20 protein-coding genes are annotated in these 20,369 nt (G+C 59.8%); 8 read left to right on the forward strand and 12 right to left on the reverse strand.

What is annotated here, in order from left to right:
• Positions 1-21: 21 nt before the first annotated feature.
• From HGP12_RS04705 to HGP12_RS04735, 7 genes are all read right to left on the reverse strand, one after another.
• On the reverse strand, positions 22-924 hold the full coding sequence (locus HGP12_RS04705; RefSeq protein WP_168838376.1) for a branched-chain amino acid ABC transporter permease: 903 nt from the start codon (positions 922-924) through the stop codon (positions 22-24).
• Between the two features lie 309 nt (positions 925-1,233).
• Positions 1,234-3,660, reverse strand: coding sequence for an FAD-dependent oxidoreductase (locus HGP12_RS04710; RefSeq protein ID WP_168838375.1), 2,427 nt, complete (start codon positions 3,658-3,660; stop codon positions 1,234-1,236).
• A gap of 73 nt (positions 3,661-3,733) precedes the next feature.
• Positions 3,734-3,871 (reverse strand): hypothetical protein, encoded by a 138-nt coding sequence (locus HGP12_RS04715; protein WP_168838374.1) that lies wholly within the window; start codon positions 3,869-3,871, stop codon positions 3,734-3,736.
• A gap of 8 nt (positions 3,872-3,879) precedes the next feature.
• On the reverse strand, positions 3,880-4,434 hold the full coding sequence (locus HGP12_RS04720) for a sarcosine oxidase subunit gamma (RefSeq protein WP_168838373.1): 555 nt from the start codon (positions 4,432-4,434) through the stop codon (positions 3,880-3,882).
• A gap of 7 nt (positions 4,435-4,441) precedes the next feature.
• On the reverse strand, positions 4,442-7,399 hold the full coding sequence (locus tag HGP12_RS04725) for a sarcosine oxidase subunit alpha family protein (RefSeq protein ID WP_168838372.1): 2,958 nt from the start codon (positions 7,397-7,399) through the stop codon (positions 4,442-4,444).
• On the reverse strand, positions 7,396-7,674 hold the full coding sequence (locus HGP12_RS04730) for a sarcosine oxidase subunit delta (RefSeq protein WP_168838371.1): 279 nt from the start codon (positions 7,672-7,674) through the stop codon (positions 7,396-7,398). The genes HGP12_RS04725 and HGP12_RS04730 overlap by 4 nt, the downstream gene beginning before the upstream one ends.
• A 13-nt stretch (positions 7,675-7,687) precedes the next feature.
• On the reverse strand, positions 7,688-8,938 hold the full coding sequence (locus HGP12_RS04735; RefSeq protein WP_168838370.1) for a sarcosine oxidase subunit beta family protein: 1,251 nt from the start codon (positions 8,936-8,938) through the stop codon (positions 7,688-7,690).
• Positions 8,939-9,266: 328 nt separating this feature from the next.
• Here HGP12_RS04735 and cysQ point away from each other — a divergent pair, with 328 nt between their 5' ends.
• The 3 genes from cysQ to HGP12_RS04750 all read left to right on the forward strand — a co-directional run bounded on the left by cysQ (position 9,267) and on the right by HGP12_RS04750 (position 11,154).
• A complete protein-coding gene (gene cysQ / locus HGP12_RS04740; protein WP_168838369.1) occupies positions 9,267-10,061 on the forward strand; it encodes a 3'(2'),5'-bisphosphate nucleotidase CysQ in 795 nt (264 codons plus the stop codon).
• A gap of 301 nt (positions 10,062-10,362) precedes the next feature.
• Positions 10,363-10,638: a DUF1153 domain-containing protein gene (locus HGP12_RS04745; protein ID WP_004107124.1), complete on the forward strand. Its 276-nt coding sequence runs from the start codon at positions 10,363-10,365 to the stop codon at positions 10,636-10,638.
• Between the two features lie 234 nt (positions 10,639-10,872).
• Complete coding sequence (locus tag HGP12_RS04750; RefSeq protein ID WP_168838368.1) at positions 10,873-11,154, forward strand: GNAT family N-acetyltransferase; 282 nt, start codon at positions 10,873-10,875, stop codon at positions 11,152-11,154.
• Positions 11,155-11,490: 336 nt separating this feature from the next.
• On the opposite strand, the gene HGP12_RS04755 is transcribed toward HGP12_RS04750, so the two are convergent.
• Positions 11,491-11,847 carry a flagellar export protein FliJ gene (locus HGP12_RS04755; RefSeq protein ID WP_149634533.1) on the reverse strand — a complete coding sequence of 119 codons (357 nt, stop codon included), beginning with the start codon at positions 11,845-11,847 and terminating at the stop codon, positions 11,491-11,493.
• 441 nt (positions 11,848-12,288) lie between these two features.
• Between HGP12_RS04755 and ctrA the strand changes: the two genes are divergently transcribed.
• Positions 12,289-12,990: a response regulator transcription factor CtrA gene (gene ctrA / locus HGP12_RS04760; RefSeq protein ID WP_069611718.1), complete on the forward strand. Its 702-nt coding sequence runs from the start codon at positions 12,289-12,291 to the stop codon at positions 12,988-12,990.
• 192 nt (positions 12,991-13,182) lie between these two features.
• Here the strand turns inward: ctrA and HGP12_RS04765 are convergent, their stop codons facing one another.
• Entirely contained in the window at positions 13,183-13,545 is a 363-nt protein-coding gene (locus HGP12_RS04765; RefSeq protein WP_168838367.1) for a PleD family two-component system response regulator, read from the reverse strand.
• Positions 13,546-13,749: 204 nt separating this feature from the next.
• Positions 13,750-14,397: a histidine phosphotransferase ChpT gene (gene chpT, locus HGP12_RS04770; protein ID WP_168838366.1), complete on the reverse strand. Its 648-nt coding sequence runs from the start codon at positions 14,395-14,397 to the stop codon at positions 13,750-13,752.
• Positions 14,398-14,700: 303 nt separating this feature from the next.
• Between chpT and HGP12_RS04775 the strand changes: the two genes are divergently transcribed.
• Entirely contained in the window at positions 14,701-15,312 is a 612-nt protein-coding gene (locus HGP12_RS04775; RefSeq protein WP_168838365.1) for a DUF1134 domain-containing protein, read from the forward strand.
• 185 nt (positions 15,313-15,497) lie between these two features.
• Positions 15,498-16,706: a hypothetical protein gene (locus tag HGP12_RS04780; protein ID WP_168838364.1), complete on the forward strand. Its 1,209-nt coding sequence runs from the start codon at positions 15,498-15,500 to the stop codon at positions 16,704-16,706.
• Between the two features lie 35 nt (positions 16,707-16,741).
• Here HGP12_RS04780 and HGP12_RS04785 read toward each other — a convergent pair whose 3' ends face one another.
• Together HGP12_RS04785 and HGP12_RS04790 are read right to left on the reverse strand one after the other, a co-directional pair.
• The gene (locus tag HGP12_RS04785; protein ID WP_168838363.1) at positions 16,742-17,572 is read right to left on the reverse strand and encodes an RNA methyltransferase; all 831 of its coding nucleotides are present in this window, start codon (positions 17,570-17,572) and stop codon (positions 16,742-16,744) included.
• Positions 17,573-17,582: 10 nt separating this feature from the next.
• Positions 17,583-17,960, reverse strand: a complete 378-nt coding sequence (locus HGP12_RS04790) for a hypothetical protein (RefSeq protein ID WP_168838362.1) — start codon at positions 17,958-17,960, stop codon at positions 17,583-17,585.
• A gap of 50 nt (positions 17,961-18,010) precedes the next feature.
• On the opposite strand from HGP12_RS04790, the gene HGP12_RS04795 reads away from it, so the two are divergent.
• Together HGP12_RS04795 and rpoH are read left to right on the forward strand one after the other, a co-directional pair.
• Positions 18,011-19,036 (forward strand): RluA family pseudouridine synthase, encoded by a 1,026-nt coding sequence (locus HGP12_RS04795; RefSeq protein WP_168878681.1) that lies wholly within the window; start codon positions 18,011-18,013, stop codon positions 19,034-19,036.
• A gap of 372 nt (positions 19,037-19,408) precedes the next feature.
• A complete protein-coding gene (rpoH, locus tag HGP12_RS04800) occupies positions 19,409-20,317 on the forward strand; it encodes an RNA polymerase sigma factor RpoH (RefSeq protein WP_168838360.1) in 909 nt (302 codons plus the stop codon).
• Positions 20,318-20,369: the final 52 nt, after the last annotated feature.

Here is a 20,369-nt window from a genome sequence, read left to right on the forward strand (position 1 = left end):
AAATTTGAATTTGCCATGACGTTATACCTTTTCGACTTCCGGCCGTCCGAGAATACCCGTCGGCTTGAAGATCAGCACGTAGGCCAGGATGCCATATGTTGCGACATCCTTATACGCGATGGCGAAATTGCCCGACCAGAACGACTCGATCAGGCCGATCATCAGCCCACCAAGGACCGCCCCCGGCAGCGAACCGATGCCGCCGAGAACCGCTGCGGTGAAGGCCTTGACGCCCGGCACGAAACCGTCCGAAAAGTTGGCGACACCATAATACATCAGATACATCGTTCCGGCGACGGCAGCCAATGCCGCACCCATGATGAAGGTGACGGAGATAGTGCGATCGACATTGATGCCGAGCAATGCCGCCATCTTGCGATCCTGCTCGGTGGCGCGCTGAGCGCGGCCGAGCGCCGTCTTGTTGACCAGATACCAGAAGGCCGCGAGCAGGACGACAGTGATGACGAAAACCATAATCTGCTTCAGCGACAGCGATACGGCCCCGAAATTGTAGACATCGCCTACCAGCGTCGGAATCGGCTTGTTACGCGGGCCTTGAGCGACCTGGATGAAGTTCGACAGCACAATCGACATGCCGATCGCGGTAATCAACGGCGCAAGGCGGAACGAACCGCGCAGCGGCCGGTAGGCGACACGCTCGATCACCCAGTTCCAAAGGCTCGTCATCAACATGGCGACGATGAGCATCACCAGAAGCAAGACCGCAACCGGCAAGCCGGCGACGAGCGATACGAGAACCAGATAGGTGATAAGAGCGGCAAAGCCACCGAGCATGAAGACATCGCCATGGGCAAAATTGATCATGCCGACGATGCCGTAAACCATTGTATAGCCAATGGCGATCAGGCCATAGATCGACCCGAGAGTCAGCCCGTTCAAGAGCTGCTGGATAAAATAATCCATATGTCATTTCCCCTGGATGCGGCGTCAGTCCACCGCATCTCTTATTACTTTTTTAGGTTCCTTCGCGAAGGCCCGCGGCCCCGATTCCATACCGCTTTCGAGGGAAATGTGAAGCCAAAAAGGCAAGAAATTGACAAATTCTTTTCAAATCGCTGTGCGCTGATGCGAATCCGACCAAAAATGACACAAAAGCGGCAGCTTCTGGCTCAAAAATAGCCAAAGCGATCAAGTTGGGAATGTCCGCTGAAAAGCTTTTATCAGCGGCAGACCCGAGATTGGGCCTGCCGTCCTTACTCTCGATAATGACTGCTAGGCGCGCATGCGGGCGCCGTCGGCGTCGAACAGCGGTTCAGCCTGCAACTTTGCCGGCAGAAGCTCGCCGAGCAATTCGATCGACCACCCCTGGGTCTCGTCGGCGATTTCCTTCGGCACATAGCCGACGGCAACCGAAAGGCCGGAGCCGTGGGCGTAGCCGCCCGACGTTACCCAGCCGCAGACGGCGCCGTTATGATAGATCGGCTCGTCGCCGATGACATCGGCATCCCTGGCGGTAAGGATGAAGGTGCGCAGCCGCAGCGTCCCGCCTTCCGCCTTCTCCTTGGCTGCAGCCGCCTTGCCGACGAAATCAGCCTCCTTGGACAGCGCTACGAAGCGGTTCAGTCCTGCTTCCAGCGGTCCGTAAAGCGGGCGATATTCGCGCGCCCAACTGCCGTAGGATTTGTCGAGACGCAGCGCATTCAATGCTCTCAGGCCAAAGAGTCGGATGCCGAATTCGGCCCCCTCCTCCATCAGGCGATCGAAGATATAGCGCTGATATTCCGGCTTCATCCAGATTTCATAGCCGAGATCGCCCGTATAGGAGACCCGGCCGACGATCGCCGGCGCCATGCCGAGATCCATGCGGCGGATCGACATGAAGGGGAAGGCAGCAGTCGACAGATCCTGATGGGTCAGCTTCTGCATGAGCTTGCGGGCGTTCGGACCGGCGATTGAAAGGCCGAGCAGCGAAAGACCGAGGGCCTGCAGTTCGACCGAGCCATCCTTCGGCAGCAGGCTTTCGAACCAGCGCATGTGATAGGATTCGGCAATACCCGAGCCGATAAGAAGAAAATCCCCTTCTCCCAGCTTCGCCAGCGTGAAATCGCCGATGAGCTTGCCGTCATGCTTCAGCATTGGCGCCAGCGTCATGCGGCCCACGGCCGGAATACGGCAGGCCAGCAGCCTATCGAGGAAAGCTTCCGCGCCTGGCCCCTTGACCAAATACTTGGCAAAACCCGAAGTCTCCATCAGGCCGACGCTCTCGCGCACCGCCTTGGCTTCGGCACCGACAACATCGAAATCGTTGGAGCGGCGCCAGGAGAATTGGTCGACCTCACCCTGCGGGGCGAACCACAGAGCCTGCTCCAGGCCATAATAAGCGCCGAAGACGCCGCCTGCTTGCTTCAGTCTGTCGTAGATTGGCGTCGTCAGCAGCGGACGCGCCGCCGGCAGCTCTTCATTCGGATAGCGAATCGAAAAGCGGCGGGCATAGTTCTCGCGCACCTTGGCATTCGTATAGGCGAGCGTCGCGTAGTCGCCGTAGCGGGAGACGTCCATCGCAAAGACGTCGAAACCCGGATCGCCGTAGATCATCCAGTTGGCGAGCGCGAGCCCCACGCCGCCGCCCTGGCTGAAGCCGGCCATGACGGCGCAGGCCGACCAGTAGTTGCGCAAGCCTCTGACCGGTCCGACGAGCGGGTTGCCATCCGGCGAGAAGGTGAAGGGGCCGTTGATGATCTTTTTGATGCCGGCATTGTTGAAGGCCGGGAAATGGCGGAAGCCGACCTCCAGTTCCGGCGTGATGCGCTCGATATCCTCGGCCAGCAGCTCGTGGCCGAAATCCCATGGCGTCGTTACCGGCGACCATGGGCGACATGCCTTCTCGTAGGTGCCCATCAGCATGCCTTGCCGCTCCTGACGCAGATAGATCTCGCCATCGAAGTCGACGCAGTGCATCAGCTCCCTGCCCGTCGTCTTGTTGAAGTCGATCACCTCGGGCATGTCCTCGGTGATCAGGTACATATGCTCCATGGCGAGTACCGGAAGCTCCAGCCCGACCATACGGCCGACTTCGCGCGCCCAAAGACCGGCGGCATTGACGACGTGCTCGGCGATGATCTCGCCCTGGTTGGTAATGACGCGCCAGGAACCGTCCTCGCGCTGCACCAGTTCTTCCACTTTGGTGTGCAGATAGATGTCGGCGCCGTTCTTCTTCGCCGAACGGGCATAGGCATGGGTGGTGCCATAGGGGTCAAGATGGCCTTCGACGGGGTCATAGAGCGCGCCGACGAACTGATCGGGATCGAGGAGCGGCATCATTTCATGCGCTTCCTTCGGCGTCAGCAACGTCGCCTCCAAGCCGTTGTAGCGGCCCTTGGCGAGAATGGACTTCAGCCAGTCGAAGCGCTGCGGGGTGGCCGCCAGCATCAGGCCGGAGGTCAGGTGGAGGCCGATGTCCTGACCTGAATATTCCTCGATTTCCTTGTAGAGTTCGACCGTATATTTCTGCAGCTTGGCGACATTCGGATCGCCGTTGATCGTATGCATGCCGCCCGCAGCATGCCAGGTCGATCCGGATGTCAACTCGGAGCGCTCGAGCAGCACCACATCCGTCCAACCGAATTTGGTGAGATGATAGAGCACCGAACATCCGACGACACCGCCACCGATGACGACGACCTTGGCATGGCTTTTCATCTGGGAATCCCCTGTTTTCGGCACGAAGCCGCCGGGTGTCTTCCCGCGCGACCGACCGCATTTGAGAGGAAACCTAGAGACTATCCGGTAGGCCAAATAGCCCGAACTGCGAAGCCGATATGTCTGTTTGCGCCATGGCGATTGTTCGGATCGCGCCATTGGCGATCGGCGGCACCGGCCAGCCAGTGAGGCACTCGATCTTCGCCGTCACGGGGCTTTTCAATCGGCAAACCCAGCTGTCAGCGCAAACTCCCGCCCCATCTCCATGACCTCTTCGAACACGTGGCCGGCATAGGAGCGCGGCACGATGATTTCGAAACGGTCGGGACCGGTGCGGGCGACATTGGCGGCGACATGGCAGCACAGCATGCTGGCAGACCGCCCCTCTGCAAAGACCTGCGGATGCAGATCGACGGCCACGCATTTGGCGAGAATACGGCGAACATTGGGGCCGGAAATGCGAAGCAGCACGCGGCCATCGCTCTGCTCGAAAAAGGAAAGCCGGGCCGGATCGAGCGCGAAGAGATCCCGCGCCACGCTATCGGCGCCAAGCGTGCCGGACACGACAAGCCATTCCCTCGGTCCGACATCGCGGACGGATACCACCTTGATCGCCTTCAGGCTCGCCAGAACGCCATCCTGATCCCCGGCCCTGCCGAGCACGGAAAAGATAGCGGGACGGCGCACGACGGCAAGGTGATTCGGATTGGCGGCAGCCTCGAAGCCGGAAATATGATCTTCCAGCACATGCCTGTTCTGAAACGCGACGCTCATAGATCCCTCACCCCAAAAGCTTCTTGTTATCAGGATCGACGAAGACGGGGCTGCAAACCTCGGCAGGCACTTCCTCGCCCCGCAACCCATCCCAGACGACCACGTGCTCGCCGATCCGCTCACGGCCCGATTTCAGGAAGGCCAGCGCGATGGAGTGACCCAGCACCGGTGAGAAGCAGGCCGAGGAGACATGCCCCTGGTCGTTTACGGTCGACGGCCTCGCGCCTTCCTTCAAAAGATGCGCGCCGGCATGGATTTCCTTCGTCGTATCGAGAGGCTTCAGGCCAACGAGCTGCCCACGATCAGCGGCCGTAAGACCAAAGCGGGTCGATAGCCTCTTGCCGATGAAATCCGGCTTCTGCGCCGCCATCATCCGGCCGAGCCCGACGTCGTCGGGCGTGGTGCGGCCATCCAGCTCATTATGGGTGACATCGCCTTTCTCGATGCGCAGCACGTTGAGCGCTTCGACGCCATAGGCGCAGATGCCGTGCACCTTGCCGGCTTCCATGATCGCGTCCGCCACCGCCTCGCCGTAGCCGGCGGGAACAGCAAGTTCATAGGCAAGCTCGCCCGAAAAGGAGATGCGGAACAAACGCGCCCGCAAGCCGCCCTTCAGCAGAACTTCGGCGGCAGCGAGGAACGGGAAGAACGCGTCAGAAATATCATCCTCGACGATCTGCTCAAGAACCAGCCGCGCCTTCGGGCCGGCAATCGCCATCTGCGCCCATTGATCGGAAGAGGAGACAAAGCGAACGTCAAGCTGCGGCCAAAGCGTCTGCGCTGCGAATTCCATATGGGTCATCACCTCGCCGGCCATCGCCGTCGTGGTCGTCATGAAAAAATGATCCGGAGTCAGCCGGCTCGTCGTGCCGTCATCGAAGACCATGCCGTCCTCGCGCAGCATCAAGCCATAGCGCGCCTTGCCGATCGGCAGTTTCAGGAAGGCATTGGAATAGAGCCGGTTGAGAAACTCCGCCGCATCCTTGCCGAAGATCTCGATCTTGCCGAGCGTCGACACATCGCACAGGCCGACATTGTTGCGGACGTTCAGGACTTCGCGGTCGACGCTGTCGTGCCAGCCCTTCTCACCCGGCCGGGCAAACCACGACGAGCGATACCAGAGACCTGCTTCGACGAAGGTCGCGCCATTCTTCTTCGCCCAGCCATGCAGCGGCGATTCCCTGACCGGCTGCGCGTGTTTGTCGCGTGCCGTGCCCGCCAGCGCACCGAAGGAGACCGGCGTGTAAAACGGCCTGAATGTCGTCGTTCCGACAGCGGCGGGGCTGACGCCGCGCATGCCGGCGATCATGCCGGCGGCATTCACATTGCCGAGCTTGCCCTGGTCCGTCGCCATGCCGCTGGTCGTATAGCGCTTGGCATGCTCCACATGGCCGAAGCCTTCGCGCAGCGCGAGACCCAGATCCTTGGCATGGACATCGTTCTGGAAGTCGACGAATGCCTTGTCCTTTGCACCCGGCACATGCCAGATCGCCGCGAAGGATGGATCATACTCCCCCTCGACTTCGGGCAGGTCAGCCGCATGAGCCGTGCGGCCCAGGCTTTCGACGACCCGCCGCGCCTTTTCCGTCCCATCGGCAAGGCAGCCGGAAACGCTCTCGATGCCGGCAGCAGAACCGGCAATCTCCAGTTCGCCGCCAATGAGCGGCGCCATGAAGGCCTGCTTTTCGTCCGACCATACCGGCTTTGCGCCGCGCTGGCAGGCAAGGTGGATGATCGGCGACCAGCCGCCCGACATGGCAAGCGCGTCGCAGGCAATCAGCTCATCCAGCCCGCCGCGATCGGCGATGACGCCGCCGATGCGATACTTGCCCTTGGTCGCGTGGACGCTGGCCGCATGAACCACGCGAACACCCTGCGGAGCAATGTCGGCCGATGCGGCTCGCGTATCGAGGATTGCCGAAATCTCGACGCCCGCGGCGGCCAGATCGGCGGCGGTGCGGTAGCCGGAACCGCCATTGGTGAAAACCGCCACCTTCTGCCCGGCAACGACGCCATAGCGGTTGAGGTAGCTGCGCATGGCGCCGGCCATCATCACGCCCGGACGATCGTTGCCACCGAACACCAGCGGCCGCTCCTCGGCGCCCGATGCAAGAATGGCGCGCTTGGCGGCGATGCGCCAGAGACGTTCGACCGGCAGGTCGGGCGATGGCATCGCCACATGCTTCTGCACTTTCTCGACCGCGCCGAAGACATTGCCGTCATACCAGCCGAATACGGTCGTGCGCGGCATCAACGTCACGTTGTCGAAACTCTGCAGCTCCTCCAACACCGCCTGGACGAAAACATCCGAGGAAGCGCCGCCGATCGTCAGCCGTTCCGAAAGCAGCGAGCCGCCGAACCGGAATCCTTCGTCTGCGAGGACAACGCGCAGGCCGGCGCGGGCAGCCGTCAGAGCAGCCATCAGGCCCGCAGGACCAGAGCCGATAACGAGCAGGTCGCAATGCGCCCAGGCTTTCTCATAACGATCCGGATCGGTCTGCATGACCGCCTTGCCGAGGCCGGCGGCGCGCCGGATGATCGGCTCGTAGACCTTCTCCCAGAAGGCGGCCGGCCACATGAAGGTCTTGTAGTAGAAGCCGGCACCGAGGAAGGGGGACAGCAAGCCGTTGATCGAGCCGAAATCGTACTTCAGCGATGGCCAGCGGTTCTGGCTCGTAGCCGTCATGCCTTGATAGAGCTCGGCAACGGTTGCGCGCGTATTCGGCTCGGTGCGACCATCCTTGCCTGTCGTAACAAGCGCGTTGGGCTCGGCCGAGCCCGCCGTCAGGATCCCGCGCGGCCGGTGATACTTGAAGCTGCGCCCGACGAGCAGCTGGTCATTGGCAAGAAGAGCGGCGGCGAGCGTATCGCCCTCCAGCCCCTTCATGTCCTTGCCGTCGAATTTGAAGGAAAGCGGACGGCTGCGATTGACGAGGCCGCCGGTAGACAGACGATAGGCGGTCATCGCGCCGCCTCCTTCGCCTTGTCTTCGGCATCGATAACGGAAAAGACCTCATGGGTGACATTGCTGCGGTCGACGACCAGCCAGCGGCGACACCCCGCGCCATGATGCCAATATTCCTGAATTCGGCCGCGCTCATTGTCGCGGATGAAGACATAGCGGTTCCAGTCCTCATCCGATGCGGTCGGCGCCGGACGAATGACGGAAGCAGTACCGCGAATGGAGAATTCTTCCTTGGGTCGCACGCCGCAATGCGGGCAGTTGATCAAGCTTGCCATTGGTTTCGTGCCCTCAATGCAGGTTCGGCTGCGGACCCTTGCCGCTCTCGTCGATCGCGAAGCCGCGCTCGAAGCGGTCAAGGCGCAGAAGACGGCTGACATCATGGCTTTCGCCCCTGGCGATCAGGTGCGCGAAGCAGAAGCCCGAGGCCGGCGTCGCTTTGAAGCCGCCATAGTTCCAGCCGCAATTCAGATAGAGATTTTCGATGGGCGTGCGATCGATGATCGGCGAGCCGTCCATGCTCATATCCATGACACCGCCCCAGGTGCGCAGCACGCGCACGCGCGACAGGCCGGGAATGAGCGACACGCCCTCCTCCATCGTATGTTCGACGGTGGCAAGGTTGCCGCGCTGCGCATAGGAGCTGTAGTAGTCGATATCCGCGCCGAAGACCAAGCCGCCCTTGTCGGACTGCGAGATATAGAAGTGTCCAGCGCCATAGGTGATGACGTTATCGATGACGGGCTTCAGTCCTTCGGAAACGAAGGCCTGCAGGACATGCGTTTCGATCGGTAGCTCCAGATCGGCCATGTTGCCCAGGATCGACGTATGGCCGGCGGCGGCGAGCGCCAGCCTGCTGCAGCCTATGAAGCCGCGATTGGTCTCAACGCCGGTGACAACGCCGTTCTCGCGGCGGATGCCGATCACCTCGCATTGCTGGATGAGATCGACGCCGCGGTTATCGGCGCCGCGCGCATAGCCCCAGGCGACCGCATCGTGTCGCGCCGTGCCGCCGCGTCGCTGCAGGAGACCGCCGAGGATCGGAAAGCGCGCATGGTCGAAATTCAGGTAAGGCATCATTCGCCGAACCTGCTCGCGATTGAGCAGTTCCGCATCGACGCCGTGCATGCGCATGGCATTGCCGCGCCGGGCATAAGCATCGCGCTGGCCGTCGGAATGGAACAGGTTGACGACGCCGCGCTGGGAGACCATAGCATTATAGTTGAAATCCTGCTCCAGCCCTTCCCAGAGCTTCATCGAGAACTCGTAGAAGGGCTCGTTGCCGGGCAGCAGATAGTTGGAGCGGATGATCGTGGTGTTACGGCCGACATTGCCAGAGCCGATGTAGCTTTTTTCCAGCACCGCGACATTGGTAATGCCGAATTCCTTGGCGAGGTAATAGGCCGTTGCCAGCCCGTGACCGCCACCGCCGACGATGATCACGTCATAATGTGGTTTCGGCTCCGGCGTCCGCCACACCGGCCGCCAATGGCGATTGCCCGAAAACGCCTGTTTTAGAAGCTGATAAGCCGAATAACGCATGCATTCATCCCGATCACGATCCGGCCGCACATTCGCACATGCAATAAAAACGACAAGTCCCGAAAGGACGAAAAAGCTTCGCAAACAGAACACATTCTTTCCCGATTGCGCAGGAGCGGCTGGGATTTATTTTCAGGCGAACACACTGCGGGCATGCCGAAAACGTCGGCGGCACTGAGAGTCTGACAAGTTTTGTTGCTAAACCTTCAGCCAGAGGTTAAGGCGAAAGAAACCGAGGCATCGGAAGTCTAAATTCTGTAAGCGCGACTTCTTATCTATAATGTCCAGAGACTTGAGGCGCACACGGCGCGGAAAGACGAACAGGCAGATGCTTGCAACATTCGAAAAGGCGGCGCTCGAGGCGGGACAGGCCATATTGGAGGTCTATCGCGCCGGCTATGCGGTTGCCTTAAAGCAGGACATGAGCCCGGTCACCCTCGCTGACGAGAAGGCCGAACGCATTATTCTCAGGCATCTCGAACGCGATTTCCCGCATATCCCGGCCATTGCCGAGGAGCAGGTCTCCGCCGGCCAGATCCCGGACGTTCGCGGCCGCGCCTTCTTTCTCGTCGATCCACTCGACGGCACCCGCGAATTCATCGAGCATCGCGACGAATTCACCGTCAACATCGCCTATGTCGAGAACGGCATTCCCGTGACCGGCATCGTCTACGCACCGGCACTCGGAATAGCTTTTACCGGCGAACCCGGCAGGGCGCGCAAGCTGATCGTCGACGAGCACTTTGCCGTCTCCGACCGTTTGACCATCGCCGTGCGTGAGCGCCCGGCCAAACTGACCGCGCTTGCAAGCCGCTGCAACAGCAACGCGAGGACCGAGGACTTTCTGACCGACAATGCAGTTTCCGCCTGCACGTCGATCGGTTCTTCCCTGAAATTCTGCCTCCTCGCCGAAGGCAAAGCCGATGTCTATCCCCGTTTCGGCCGTACCATGGAATGGGATACGGCCGCCGGCGACGCGGTCCTGCGCGCCGCCGGCGGCACGACCGTAACGGTTGCAGGCAGCCTTCTGACCTATGGCAAGACCGATCAGAATGAGGATGCCGATTTCGCCAATCCGCATTTCATCTGCTGGGGCGGACAGAAGCACGGCGTGTCGGCGTAAGTCTATTTTCGCAAGTAAAAAGCAATTCTTGCGCCTGCCCTGACCCTCAGGGCAGCAGGCCAAACTTCGCAATTTCGGTTCTGGAGCGTAAGTTTTTACTGACGAAAAATCATAGGACGAAAGCGATTTCCCCTGAAATAACAGAGTCTTTCTGGCATTTCACCCAGGCAGCACACACGCAAATCAGCCGCCCGCCACATTGATTAAAATTATTAGCAAAGTCTTACTAGGGGCTTAGGCAATTTTTAAATGTGGCAAGATAGAGTGCCTCTCGTGGTCTTGAGTGTGTGTAGAGAGTCCAATGACCGAAATGATACGTCCCCGAGTGAAGTATGTCATCGGCCCCGATGGCAGCCCGCTGACGATAGCAGACCTTCCGCCGCCGAATACGCGCCGCTGGGTCATTCGTCGTAAGGCAGAGGTTGTCGCCGCCGTGCGTGGTGGTCTGCTCAGCTTGGAAGAAGCCTGCGAACGTTATACGTTGACCGTCGAAGAGTTCCTCTCCTGGCAGTCGTCCATCAATACCCATGGCCTCGCCGGCCTTCGGACGACCCGGATACAGCAGTATCGCCACTGACAGCAGCGACAGCACCACCTTAATTTGCTTTTGTGTTCGGGCCTCTTTTCCAAGAAAGAGGCCCGAATTATTTGACGCGGCTGACGTCGAAGCGAACTGGTTATTGATTGCCGGGCAAGCGAACCGCTTGAAAACATTCGGCGACAGACTGATTTCTCCTAGATCATTCGGGAGTTGGCAGCGCGACGGGTGCATGCAATCTTCGCCGTCTACAACGCGATAAGGGAGAAAATCATGGATATCCGCAACGAAAACAATGCCTCCGGCGGCCGGTATGTCGCGACCGTCGAAGGCCACGAGGCGGAAATGACGTTTTCCCGCACCTCTCCCAAGCTGATCATCATCGATCATACCGGCGTGCCGGATGCCCTGCGCGGCAAGGGTGTCGGCCAGGCGCTGGCGCTTCACGCCGTCGAGGAAGCCCGGCGCGGCGGCTGGAAGATCATCCCGCTCTGCCCCTTCTTCAAGGCGCAGGCACAACGCCACGACGACTGGCGCGACGTCGTCAATCTCTAAGACACTTTCAGGAAAAGCGCGCGGCTGTTTTCCGTCCGGAATGCGTTGGGAAACAAGAGGATAGAGCGTTTTCGCGATTCAAAGAAAAGCGGAAATGCTCTAAGGACGCGTCAATACCAACCGTGCATATGCTTGCGGTAATCATTCAAGCGGAATTAATCCGTCCGGATAGACGGATTAATTTACAGAATGCAAAAGCTGCGCATGGCCGGCCCTGTCACGGCCAGTCATGCGCAGCTTTCAAACGCCTGCCGTCAAATCTTCTCCGCATTGCGAAGATTGCCCTTATATCGGGACGAAGCTAATCCGATCCCGAAAAGCAACGGGCTTGCATTGTCAGGCGCGTGCCCGCGCCGGACCCAAACCATCACGCTCCTCGAGCGCGGCAGCCTTGGCATATTCCGCCTGCATTTCCTCAAGCGAACTTTCCAGCGTTTCTTCCTGAACCTGCAGCTCACGGATCGACACCTGCAGATTGTCCGCGCGCTGGCGGGCCGCCTTGGCAAAAGTCGGGTAAGCAAAGTGGTTAGGATCGGAAATGCCGGACTTCTTCTCTTCCAGCACGATCTGGCTTTCCAGTTCCTTCGTCATGCGGTCAAATTCCGCCATCATCATCTGCAGTTGCTGCAGCTGACGGCGTTTTTCGTTCACCTGAAACTCTTTCAGGCGAACAAGGCTCTCACGTGACTTCATACGCATTACTCCCGTGATGCGAGACCCCGGCTCTCGATATTTCCGCCCGCCGAACCGCTTTGAGACGGCTTGGTTAAAAAAATTTCCAGCGATCTTAATAAAAGCCTACCGCTGGTAACCTTTCGTTTACGGGCATCGTTAATGATAGGCGCAATGATTTAAGGCTCGGTAAATGTTGTGGTCGGATTTCGACATGTTGGCATTGATGAGTCGGATGAATCACTTGGCGTAAGTTCTTAATGCGATACTTTAGGAGAAGATTTTACTGATTGTCGTTGGAAAACAGTGCAATGGAAAAATTATTTAATAAATTCGATACGACTTGCCAGAGTGAATCAGAATTTGTTAACCATTGCATGGCAGCTTCCAAATCAACCAGTGATTTGATCGGTATCGCGTAAGGGGGCTGACGACCTTTCGGCGGCGGTAAAGGGGACAATTATGCGGGTTCTACTCATTGAAGACGACAGCGCGACAGCGCAGAGCATCGAGTTGATGCTCAAATCCGAAAGTTTCAACGTCTATACCACCGATCTCGGTGAGGAAGGCGTCGATCTCGGAAAGCTTTACGACTACGACATCATTCTTCTCGATCTCAACCTTCCCGATATGTCCGGCTACGAAGTCCTGCGCACCCTGCGCCTTTCGAAGGTCAAGACGCCGATCCTCATCCTCTCCGGCATGGCCGGCATCGAGGACAAGGTTCGTGGCCTCGGTTTCGGCGCCGACGACTACATGACCAAGCCTTTCCACAAGGATGAGCTGGTCGCCCGCATTCACGCCATCGTTCGCCGTTCCAAGGGCCATGCCCAGTCGGTGATCATGACCGGCGAATTGATCGTCAACCTCGACGCCAAGACCGTCGAAGTCGGCGGCCAGCGCGTGCATCTGACCGGCAAGGAATACCAGATGCTGGAGCTGCTCTCGCTGCGCAAGGGCACGACGCTCACCAAGGAAATGTTCCTCAACCATCTCTATGGCGGCATGGACGAGCCGGAACTGAAGATCATCGACGTCTTCATCTGCAAGCTCCGCAAGAAACTGGCCAATGCCGCCGGCGGCGCCAACTATATCGAAACCGTCTGGGGCCGCGGCTATGTGCTGCGCGAGCCCGATAGCAGCGATTTCGCCGAGAGCGCCTGAGCCGCCCCGTCACACCCGCCGAAACATGGAAAATCCCGCCTCTCCAGGCGGGATTTTCTATTTCGCGCTTTACAGCGCCGCGTCTTTTAAGCCGCGCCAAGGACGCTGCAACACGTTGAAGTGCTGCGGTGAAAGTCAAAATAATAGCCGCCTCGATAGGGCGGCCATTATTGTTCGATAACTTCGATGAAATTACGCGGCCGCGGCGCGATTACCGAATATAGCCGTCAGGATCTTGCGGTCGAAAGGCTTCAGCAGAAAATCCGTGGCGCCGGCGCGCTTTCCGGCCATCAGCTTGCGAAGGTCGGCCTCGACAACGCAATAATAGATCTTCACATCCTTGCCATCAGGCATGGCGCGGATGCTGGCGATGAGATCGAGCGCCCCTTCCATGCCGGCATCGACGAGCAGGTAATCCGGGATTTCGGCCTGGCAACGCATCAGCGCCTCACGGGCGTCCCCGGCTTCGCTCACGAGAAAATCCAGCTCGGACAGGATTCGTTTGCCGACTTTTCTGACGACATCCGAACTATCCGTTATCATGAACCGCTGCATCTCTGAGCTCCCTGGCATCAGCCGCCATTGTCCAAACGACGACTTCAAATTGAAACGATAGGAGCAGCAAGCTAAGGATTCGTTACCGCTATATTGTTAATTGCGCAAACAACCATAAGATTGCACAGAATTTTCAATGCACGAAAAAATAAACCCGCAGCCGATGTTCGACCGCGGGCGAAGGACACGGGTGAACCGATCCGTTTATTGCGCCGCCATGGACGCGACGAAGGTCAATTCCTCCGGCGTCGCATTGTAGGAAAGCTCCATGCCACTCTCGTCGGCAAGAAGAACCGTGTAGTATGGCTGGATCGAATGTGCATCGATCGCCTCTTCCAGGGTGCCTGAGCAGATCTCGGCAAATTTCGGCGGCACGCGCATCAGCCGTCCCTTGACGGCGAGCGTGAACTTGGCGTCCGATTCCGGATTTTCGAGCGTTACGTCGATGTTGCCGCCGCGCGGAATCGCGCCATAGGCAACCAGGAAGAGATTGAGCAGCAACTTGACGCGGTTCTTGGCGATGATGGCGCGCGGGCCGATCCAATTGACCTCGGTCTTCTTCTCGGCGGCGGCGAAATCCTTGGCCGCCCGCTCCGCTTCGCCTGTGTCGATCGAGGCGCCGACCGAGCCCGAAGCGCCGAAGGCGAGGCGTGCGAATTTCAGGCGGACGGAGGCGTTGAGCGCGCTCGTGCGGATCAGATCCATGGCATCCGCGTCAGCACCACCCTCGTCGAGCAGCTCCAGGCCATTATTGATCGCCCCGACCGGAGAGATCACATCATGGCAGACGCGGCTGCACAGCAGCGCGGCCAGATCCGGTCCGGTCAAGGTGAGGTTCGGGTTCTTCGACATTCATTGTCTCCTGAATGCTGGCAAGGCAAAATGCAGTCGAGTCCACGTTGCCACGGTAAGGTTGCCCGAGGGTTGTCGCAGCCAGTGTACCGCGCGCCATAATGACACCATATTTGGTAAACCGATTGTTAAGACCATCGACGCAAAATGCATTCATCACCATCAGACTTTTTCGCACGCGAATCGGCCTGCGATAAATGAGCGGATTGGTCTGAGGATGGGGCGTGCCATGCGTGGCGCATTCAGGCGAATGCGTTGCTCGTTCACCCCTGTTGCACCGACCATGATGAACGGATGACTTTCATGCGCTATGAACTCCTCAAGAGAATGCCAAGCCCCGGCACCAGGACGCTCGGCCTCGGCCTGATCCTGGCCATTGTCGCATTCGTGAGCTTCGCCTTGCCGGTTCGCCAGGCCTCTGCCGCGCCCACAAATCAGTATTCGGCGCAGGAAATCGTCGATGCCGGCCATTCCTTCTTCGGCTCCACCAGCGGCGGCCTCGCCAAGGTGATCGAGCGGGCCTTCCAGCAATATGGTTTGCCGAACGGCTATATCCTCGGCCAGGAAGGCTCCGGCGCCTTTCTCGCCGGCCTGACTTACGGCGAGGGCCAGCTCAACACTAAGAATGCCGGCGAGCATCCGCTCTACTGGCAGGGTCCGTCGCTCGGCTTCGATTATGGCGGCCAGGGCACCCGCGTCATGATGCTGGTCTACGATCTGCCGAGCATCAACAGCGTCTATACCCGCTTTGGCGGCGTCAGCGGCCAGGCCTTCGTGGTTGCCGGCTTCGGCATGACCGTGCTGAAGAACAACAATATCGTCCTCGTGCCGATCCGAACCGGCCTTGGCGCCCGCCTCGGCGTCAACCTCGGCTATCTGAAGGTTACGCCCAGCCCGACCTGGAATCCTTTCTGATCCTCCACCTCATATGGTCTCCCAGGCAGCCCAGCCTTGGCCCGCGCAGATCGCGGGCCTTTTCTTTCCGTAAATTCGACCTCGTGCCGATAAACCATATCCGCGTTAAACGCTTGCCCGCATGGCTAACCCATGATTAATCCTTTTATCAAGATCGAACATAACTCCAGGATACTGGCCGCGTCGTGATTCAATTTGCTCTCTTGTTCGGATTGGGCTTTCTGACGGCCGCTCTTCTGGTCTTTCTCATCGCGCCGGCAATCCATCGCCGCATCGTCTGGTTCACCGAAAAGCGCCTGAAGGCGACCATGCCGCTGAGCCCGCAGGAAGTGCGCGCGCAGAAGGATATGGCGCGCGCCCTCTTTGCGGCCGAAAACGCCAGAACCGAGCACGCCTTGACGCAGGAGCGCGACAAGACCGTTAGCCTGCAGATCCATAATGGCAAGCTTCAGCAGGAAGCGAGCCGCCTCTCCGCCGGAAGTGCTGAGCTGCAGACGCGCATCGACGATCTGGAAGCGGAGGCGGGCGAACTGCGCTCGCGCCTGAGGCACGAGGAGAGCTATATCAGCCAGCTCAAATCGGGCATCCATACCGCCGAGCAGGCAAGTGCCGAAAAGGAAGCCGATATTGACGGATTGCGCAAGCGGATGACGAAGATGGCCGCCGACACGGACAATCTCAAGATCGACCTAGCAACCCGCGAAACCGAAATCGAGAGCCTGAAGCTGCGCATCAATACATTGCGGGACGAGCGTGATACGCTGCGCCAGGATCTGAGTGCGGCAAACCTGCGTGCCGCGGATGTTGGACAGTCGCTGCGACAGGAAAGCGACAAGAACAAGCGGCTCGAGGAGCGCCTCAATCGCGAAATCGCCGGCAGCGCCGACAAGGAAACCGCGATCGAGCGGCAGGCTCAGGATGTCATCCGCCTGAGGGAGCGGCTCGAGGCCGCCGTCAAGGAATCAAGGGAGGCCAGCAAGGCACTGCGTGCGGCCGGCCTCACGCCACCGAAAAAGCCGGCAAGAACACCGAAGCTTTCGGCTGCCTCGGTGATCGCGACGGCAGATGACCAGACAAAGACTGCAGAACCGCCGCAAGTGGCGGAACCGGGGCGCACAGTGGAAGACGAGATCGCCGAAATGACGGAAGAGGTCCGCAACCGGGCGGCGGCCCTTTCTGACCGCTTGGCGAAGACCCGCTCGCCCGCGCATGATGACGCCATGCGCGAGGAGATTGCAAAGATAGCTGCCAACATGGTGGCGCTGACGGCGCTCAAGGAGGGCGATAGCTCCCCGATCTTCGGTCTTTTACCGAAGAACAGGGAAGCCGCCGAACCGGGTGCACGCCTTAGCCTCGCCGATCGCGTCGCGGCCATGCTGCCGAAGCACTCCTGACCGCCACTGCATAATTCAAAGCCTCACAGCGCCGTTCAGATACGCCCGTTCTTCGCAGCCATCTCGAAAAGCGCGATGCCGCTGGCCGTCGCGACATTGAGGCTGTCCAGCCCCGGCGCCTGCGGGATGCGCACGCTGCCGAAGGCGGAAAGGATGCTTTCGGGCAGACCCTCCCCTTCCGTGCCGACGACAAGCGCCATGCGCTGCGAAGCCGCGACGTCACGAATATCGACCGTCCCGCGTGGCGAGAGGCTCCAGATCGCGAAGCCGCGCTCGGCCAGCGCCGTAAGCAGCTCCACGGCGCTCGATTGCCGTCGGTACGGTATGGTCAGGATCGAGCCGACCGAAACCCGCAGCGCCTTGCGATAGAGCGGATCGCAGCAGCTCTCGTCGAGCAGCACCGCATCGGCGCCGAAGGCCGCCGCATTGCGAAACATGGACCCCATATTGTCGTGATTGGAAATGCCGCAGCCGACGAGCACGAGCGACCGCTTCGGGAGGCGGTCGAGAAGGTCGTTCATCCCCTCTTCCGCCGTTCTGCGCCCCAACGCCAGAACGCCGCGATGCAGATGGAAGCCGACAATGCCATCGAGCACCTCGGCGGCCGCGACATAGATCGGGACATCCGATGGGAAGGTGTCGATGATATCGCTTAGGCCGGCAACGCGATTTTTGAGCAGCAGCACTTTCTCGGCGACGAAATCGCCACCAGTCGCATGCGCGCCGGCGAGAAGCCGCAGCACGACGGTCCCCTCCGCGATGAAACGGTTCTCTCGGCCTGTCAGATCGCGTTCGCGGATATTGCGGAATTCGGCGATACGCGGATCGTCGAGATAAGTGATCTCGATGAGCCGCTCGCTCGTCATCGTCAGCCCGTCAATTGGACAGCGATATGGTCGCCACGATGCGGCCGATACCGTAGTCGAACACGATGGCCTGGCGCTGGCCGCCGGCAAGCGTGCCGTAGAACAGCACCTGATTGCCCGACAGCGCGGTGGACTGAACCGTAAAGCCTGCCGGCAGCAGAGCCGTCGCGGCAACAGGAGCATCGGACGGGATGCCGGAGGCCGCTTGGCCTGCAGGCTTCGCCGCCGGCTTCATCGTCTTGTAGACAACGGCGCCGAAGACAGCCATAAGGCTCACCACCATGACGGCCGCAGAGACGATCTGCAGGCGGATCATCTTGCGTCGGACTTTCTCCAGGGCCGGATCGAGGGGCTTTTCCTCTTGATCGTCTGGCTCGAGATTCGTCATCGATGCGTCCTTGCTTCCAGTAGAGCGCTTTGTGCGCCGGAGAAATACGTTTGAGCGACCCCTTTAAAGAAGCCGCGAGCAATAGAAAAGTCCTTACCGCCGATGAAAATGCCGAAGGAAGGCTCGATTCATGGCTGACGGCCGAGATCGGCGAGGAATTTTCCCGCAGCCGCGTGCAGGCGCTGATCAAGGAAGGCGCCGTGATGCTCAACAATGCACCGATCACCGACGCCAAGCGCAAGGTGCGTCCAGGCGATGTCTATGAGATCACGCTGCCCGAGCCGGCGGATCCGACGCCGCAGGGCGAGGATATTCCACTCGATGTGCTCTATGAAGACGACGACGTCATCGTCATCTCCAAGCCCGCCGGCCTGGTCGTCCACCCCGCTGCCGGCAATTGGACCGGAACACTTGTCAATGCGCTGATCCATCATTGCGGCAACAGCCTTTCCGGCATCGGCGGCGTCCGTCGCCCGGGCATCGTCCATCGGCTGGACAAAGATACGACGGGCGTAATGGTCGTCGCCAAGAACGATGTCGCCCACCGGCATCTGTCGCAGCAATTTGCCGATCATGGCAGGACAACCTCGCTCGAGCGTGCTTATCAGGCAATCGTCTGGGGGCGCCCCCGCCAGCTTATCGGCACCATCGATGCGCCCCTCGGCCGGTCGAGCGGCGACCGCACGCGCCGGGCCGTCAAGCGCCCGGATTCGCAGGAAGCCGATGAGGCCATCACGCATTACGAAGTGCTGGAGCGCTTTCACGAGACGCCGGACTCGACTGCGCTTGCCTCGCTGATCGATTGCCATCTCGAAACCGGCCGCACCCACCAGATCCGCGTGCACATGGCGCATATCGGCCATCCGCTGCTGGGCGATGCCGTCTATGGCGGCGGCTTCAAGACCAAGGCGAACCTTCTGCCTGACGCAGCCAAGCAGGTCGTCAACCACTTCACCCGCCAGGCGCTGCATGCCTACATGCTGCAATTCGAACATCCGCGCACCGGCGACATCATGCACTTCGAAGCGCCCCTGCCGGACGATATGGAAGAGCTGGCGGCGGCGCTGAGGGGATAGGCGGTGAGGCTTCTCAGCCTGACCGCTGGACGCCCGCGACCTACCGCCCTATAATAGGAAACATGGAGGACCGAAGTCCGAGCGCTTGTGCCTGTCGGAAACGCGACCGCGTTTTCGGGGTCGATTTGGTCAAATCATCTGGCGCCGGAACATTCGGGAGGATAATCCCAAGGGCGACGTCACGGCGAGACCAGTGGTCACGCTGCGATAACACTTGCGTGACCATATCCTTGAATCACCGTTTCGCCGTACTTATCTTTACATTGGTTCAGTGCGGGGTTCTCGGACCCGTACGCCTTGGTCCGCTTCGCAGAAGGCGCGCAATTACGCCCCCAAGAAGGAACCAAATCTTGAATAGGAGGGTGCACAATCATGGCCCGTAATACCTTGCCGTCCATCGCCGCCGGAGAAGCCGGCCTTAATCGCTATCTCGACGAAATCCGCAAGTTCCCGATGCTGGAACCGCAGGAAGAGTACATGCTCGCCAAGCGCTATGCGGAACATGCCGACCGTCAGGCCGCGCATAAGCTCGTCACCAGCCATCTGCGTCTCGTGGCGAAGATCGCCATGGGCTATCGCGGCTACGGCCTGCCGATCGGCGAAGTCGTGTCGGAAGGCAATGTCGGCCTGATGCAGGCCGTGAAGAAGTTCGATCCGGAACGCGGTTTTCGTTTAGCCACCTATGCCATGTGGTGGATCAAGGCCTCGATCCAGGAATATATCCTGCGCTCGTGGTCGCTGGTGAAGATGGGCACGACCGCCAACCAGAAGCGTCTGTTCTTCAACCTGCGCCGTCTGAAGGGCCGTATCCAGGCTATCGACGACGGTGATCTGAAGCCGGAACACGTGACCGAGATCGCCACCAAGCTGAAGGTCTCGGAAGAGGAAGTCGTTTCGATGAACCGCCGCCTCTCCGGCGACGCGTCGCTGAACGCGCCGATCAAGGCTTCCGAAGGCGATTCCGGCCAGTGGCAGGATTGGCTCGTTGACGATCACGACAGTCAGGAAGACGTGCTGATCGAACAGGACGAGCTCGATACCCGCCGCCGCATGCTGGCGCGCGCCATGGGCGTGCTGAACGATCGTGAACGCCGCATCTTCGAGGCTCGCCGCCTCGCCGATGAGCCGGTGACGCTGGAGGATCTGTCGTCCGAATTCGACATCAGCCGCGAACGCGTCCGCCAGATCGAGGTCCGCGCCTTCGAAAAGGTTCAGGAAGCCGTGCAGAAGGATGCGCTGGAACGCGCCAAGGCGCTTCGCGTCGTCGAAGCGACAGCCTGAAACCTATCTTCGATAGATACCGAATGGGTAGAAATGAAAAGGCGGGCCGCAA

The organism is Rhizobium sp. P28RR-XV, from assembly GCF_012641385.1.
In the GTDB taxonomy this organism is placed as follows: Bacteria; Pseudomonadota; Alphaproteobacteria; order Rhizobiales; family Rhizobiaceae; genus Rhizobium.

Bases quoted from the DNA above. Each gene is read 5' to 3' on its own strand.
- HGP12_RS04745 (WP_004107124.1), top strand. From the start codon at position 10,363: ATGACCGAAATGATACGTCCCCGAGTGAAGTATGTCATCGGCCCCGAT.
- chpT (WP_168838366.1), bottom strand. From the start codon at position 14,397: ATGTCGAAGAACCCGAACCTCACCTTGACCGGACCGGATCTGGCCGCG.
- HGP12_RS04720 (WP_168838373.1), bottom strand. From the start codon at position 4,434: ATGAGCGTCGCGTTTCAGAACAGGCATGTGCTGGAAGATCATATTTCC.
- HGP12_RS04790 (WP_168838362.1), bottom strand. From the start codon at position 17,960: ATGACGAATCTCGAGCCAGACGATCAAGAGGAAAAGCCCCTCGATCCG.
- HGP12_RS04775 (WP_168838365.1), top strand. From the start codon at position 14,701: ATGCGCTATGAACTCCTCAAGAGAATGCCAAGCCCCGGCACCAGGACG.
- HGP12_RS04765 (WP_168838367.1), bottom strand. From the start codon at position 13,545: ATGCAGCGGTTCATGATAACGGATAGTTCGGATGTCGTCAGAAAAGTC.
- HGP12_RS04730 (WP_168838371.1), bottom strand. From the start codon at position 7,674: ATGGCAAGCTTGATCAACTGCCCGCATTGCGGCGTGCGACCCAAGGAA.
- ctrA (WP_069611718.1), top strand. From the start codon at position 12,289: ATGCGGGTTCTACTCATTGAAGACGACAGCGCGACAGCGCAGAGCATC.
- HGP12_RS04750 (WP_168838368.1), top strand. From the start codon at position 10,873: ATGGATATCCGCAACGAAAACAATGCCTCCGGCGGCCGGTATGTCGCG.
- rpoH (WP_168838360.1), top strand. From the start codon at position 19,409: ATGGCCCGTAATACCTTGCCGTCCATCGCCGCCGGAGAAGCCGGCCTT.
- cysQ (WP_168838369.1), top strand. From the start codon at position 9,267: ATGCTTGCAACATTCGAAAAGGCGGCGCTCGAGGCGGGACAGGCCATA.
- HGP12_RS04725 (WP_168838372.1), bottom strand. From the start codon at position 7,399: ATGACCGCCTATCGTCTGTCTACCGGCGGCCTCGTCAATCGCAGCCGT.
- HGP12_RS04710 (WP_168838375.1), bottom strand. From the start codon at position 3,660: ATGAAAAGCCATGCCAAGGTCGTCGTCATCGGTGGCGGTGTCGTCGGA.
- HGP12_RS04785 (WP_168838363.1), bottom strand. From the start codon at position 17,572: ATGACGAGCGAGCGGCTCATCGAGATCACTTATCTCGACGATCCGCGT.
- HGP12_RS04705 (WP_168838376.1), bottom strand. From the start codon at position 924: ATGGATTATTTTATCCAGCAGCTCTTGAACGGGCTGACTCTCGGGTCG.
- HGP12_RS04755 (WP_149634533.1), bottom strand. From the start codon at position 11,847: ATGAAGTCACGTGAGAGCCTTGTTCGCCTGAAAGAGTTTCAGGTGAAC.
- HGP12_RS04735 (WP_168838370.1), bottom strand. From the start codon at position 8,938: ATGCGTTATTCGGCTTATCAGCTTCTAAAACAGGCGTTTTCGGGCAAT.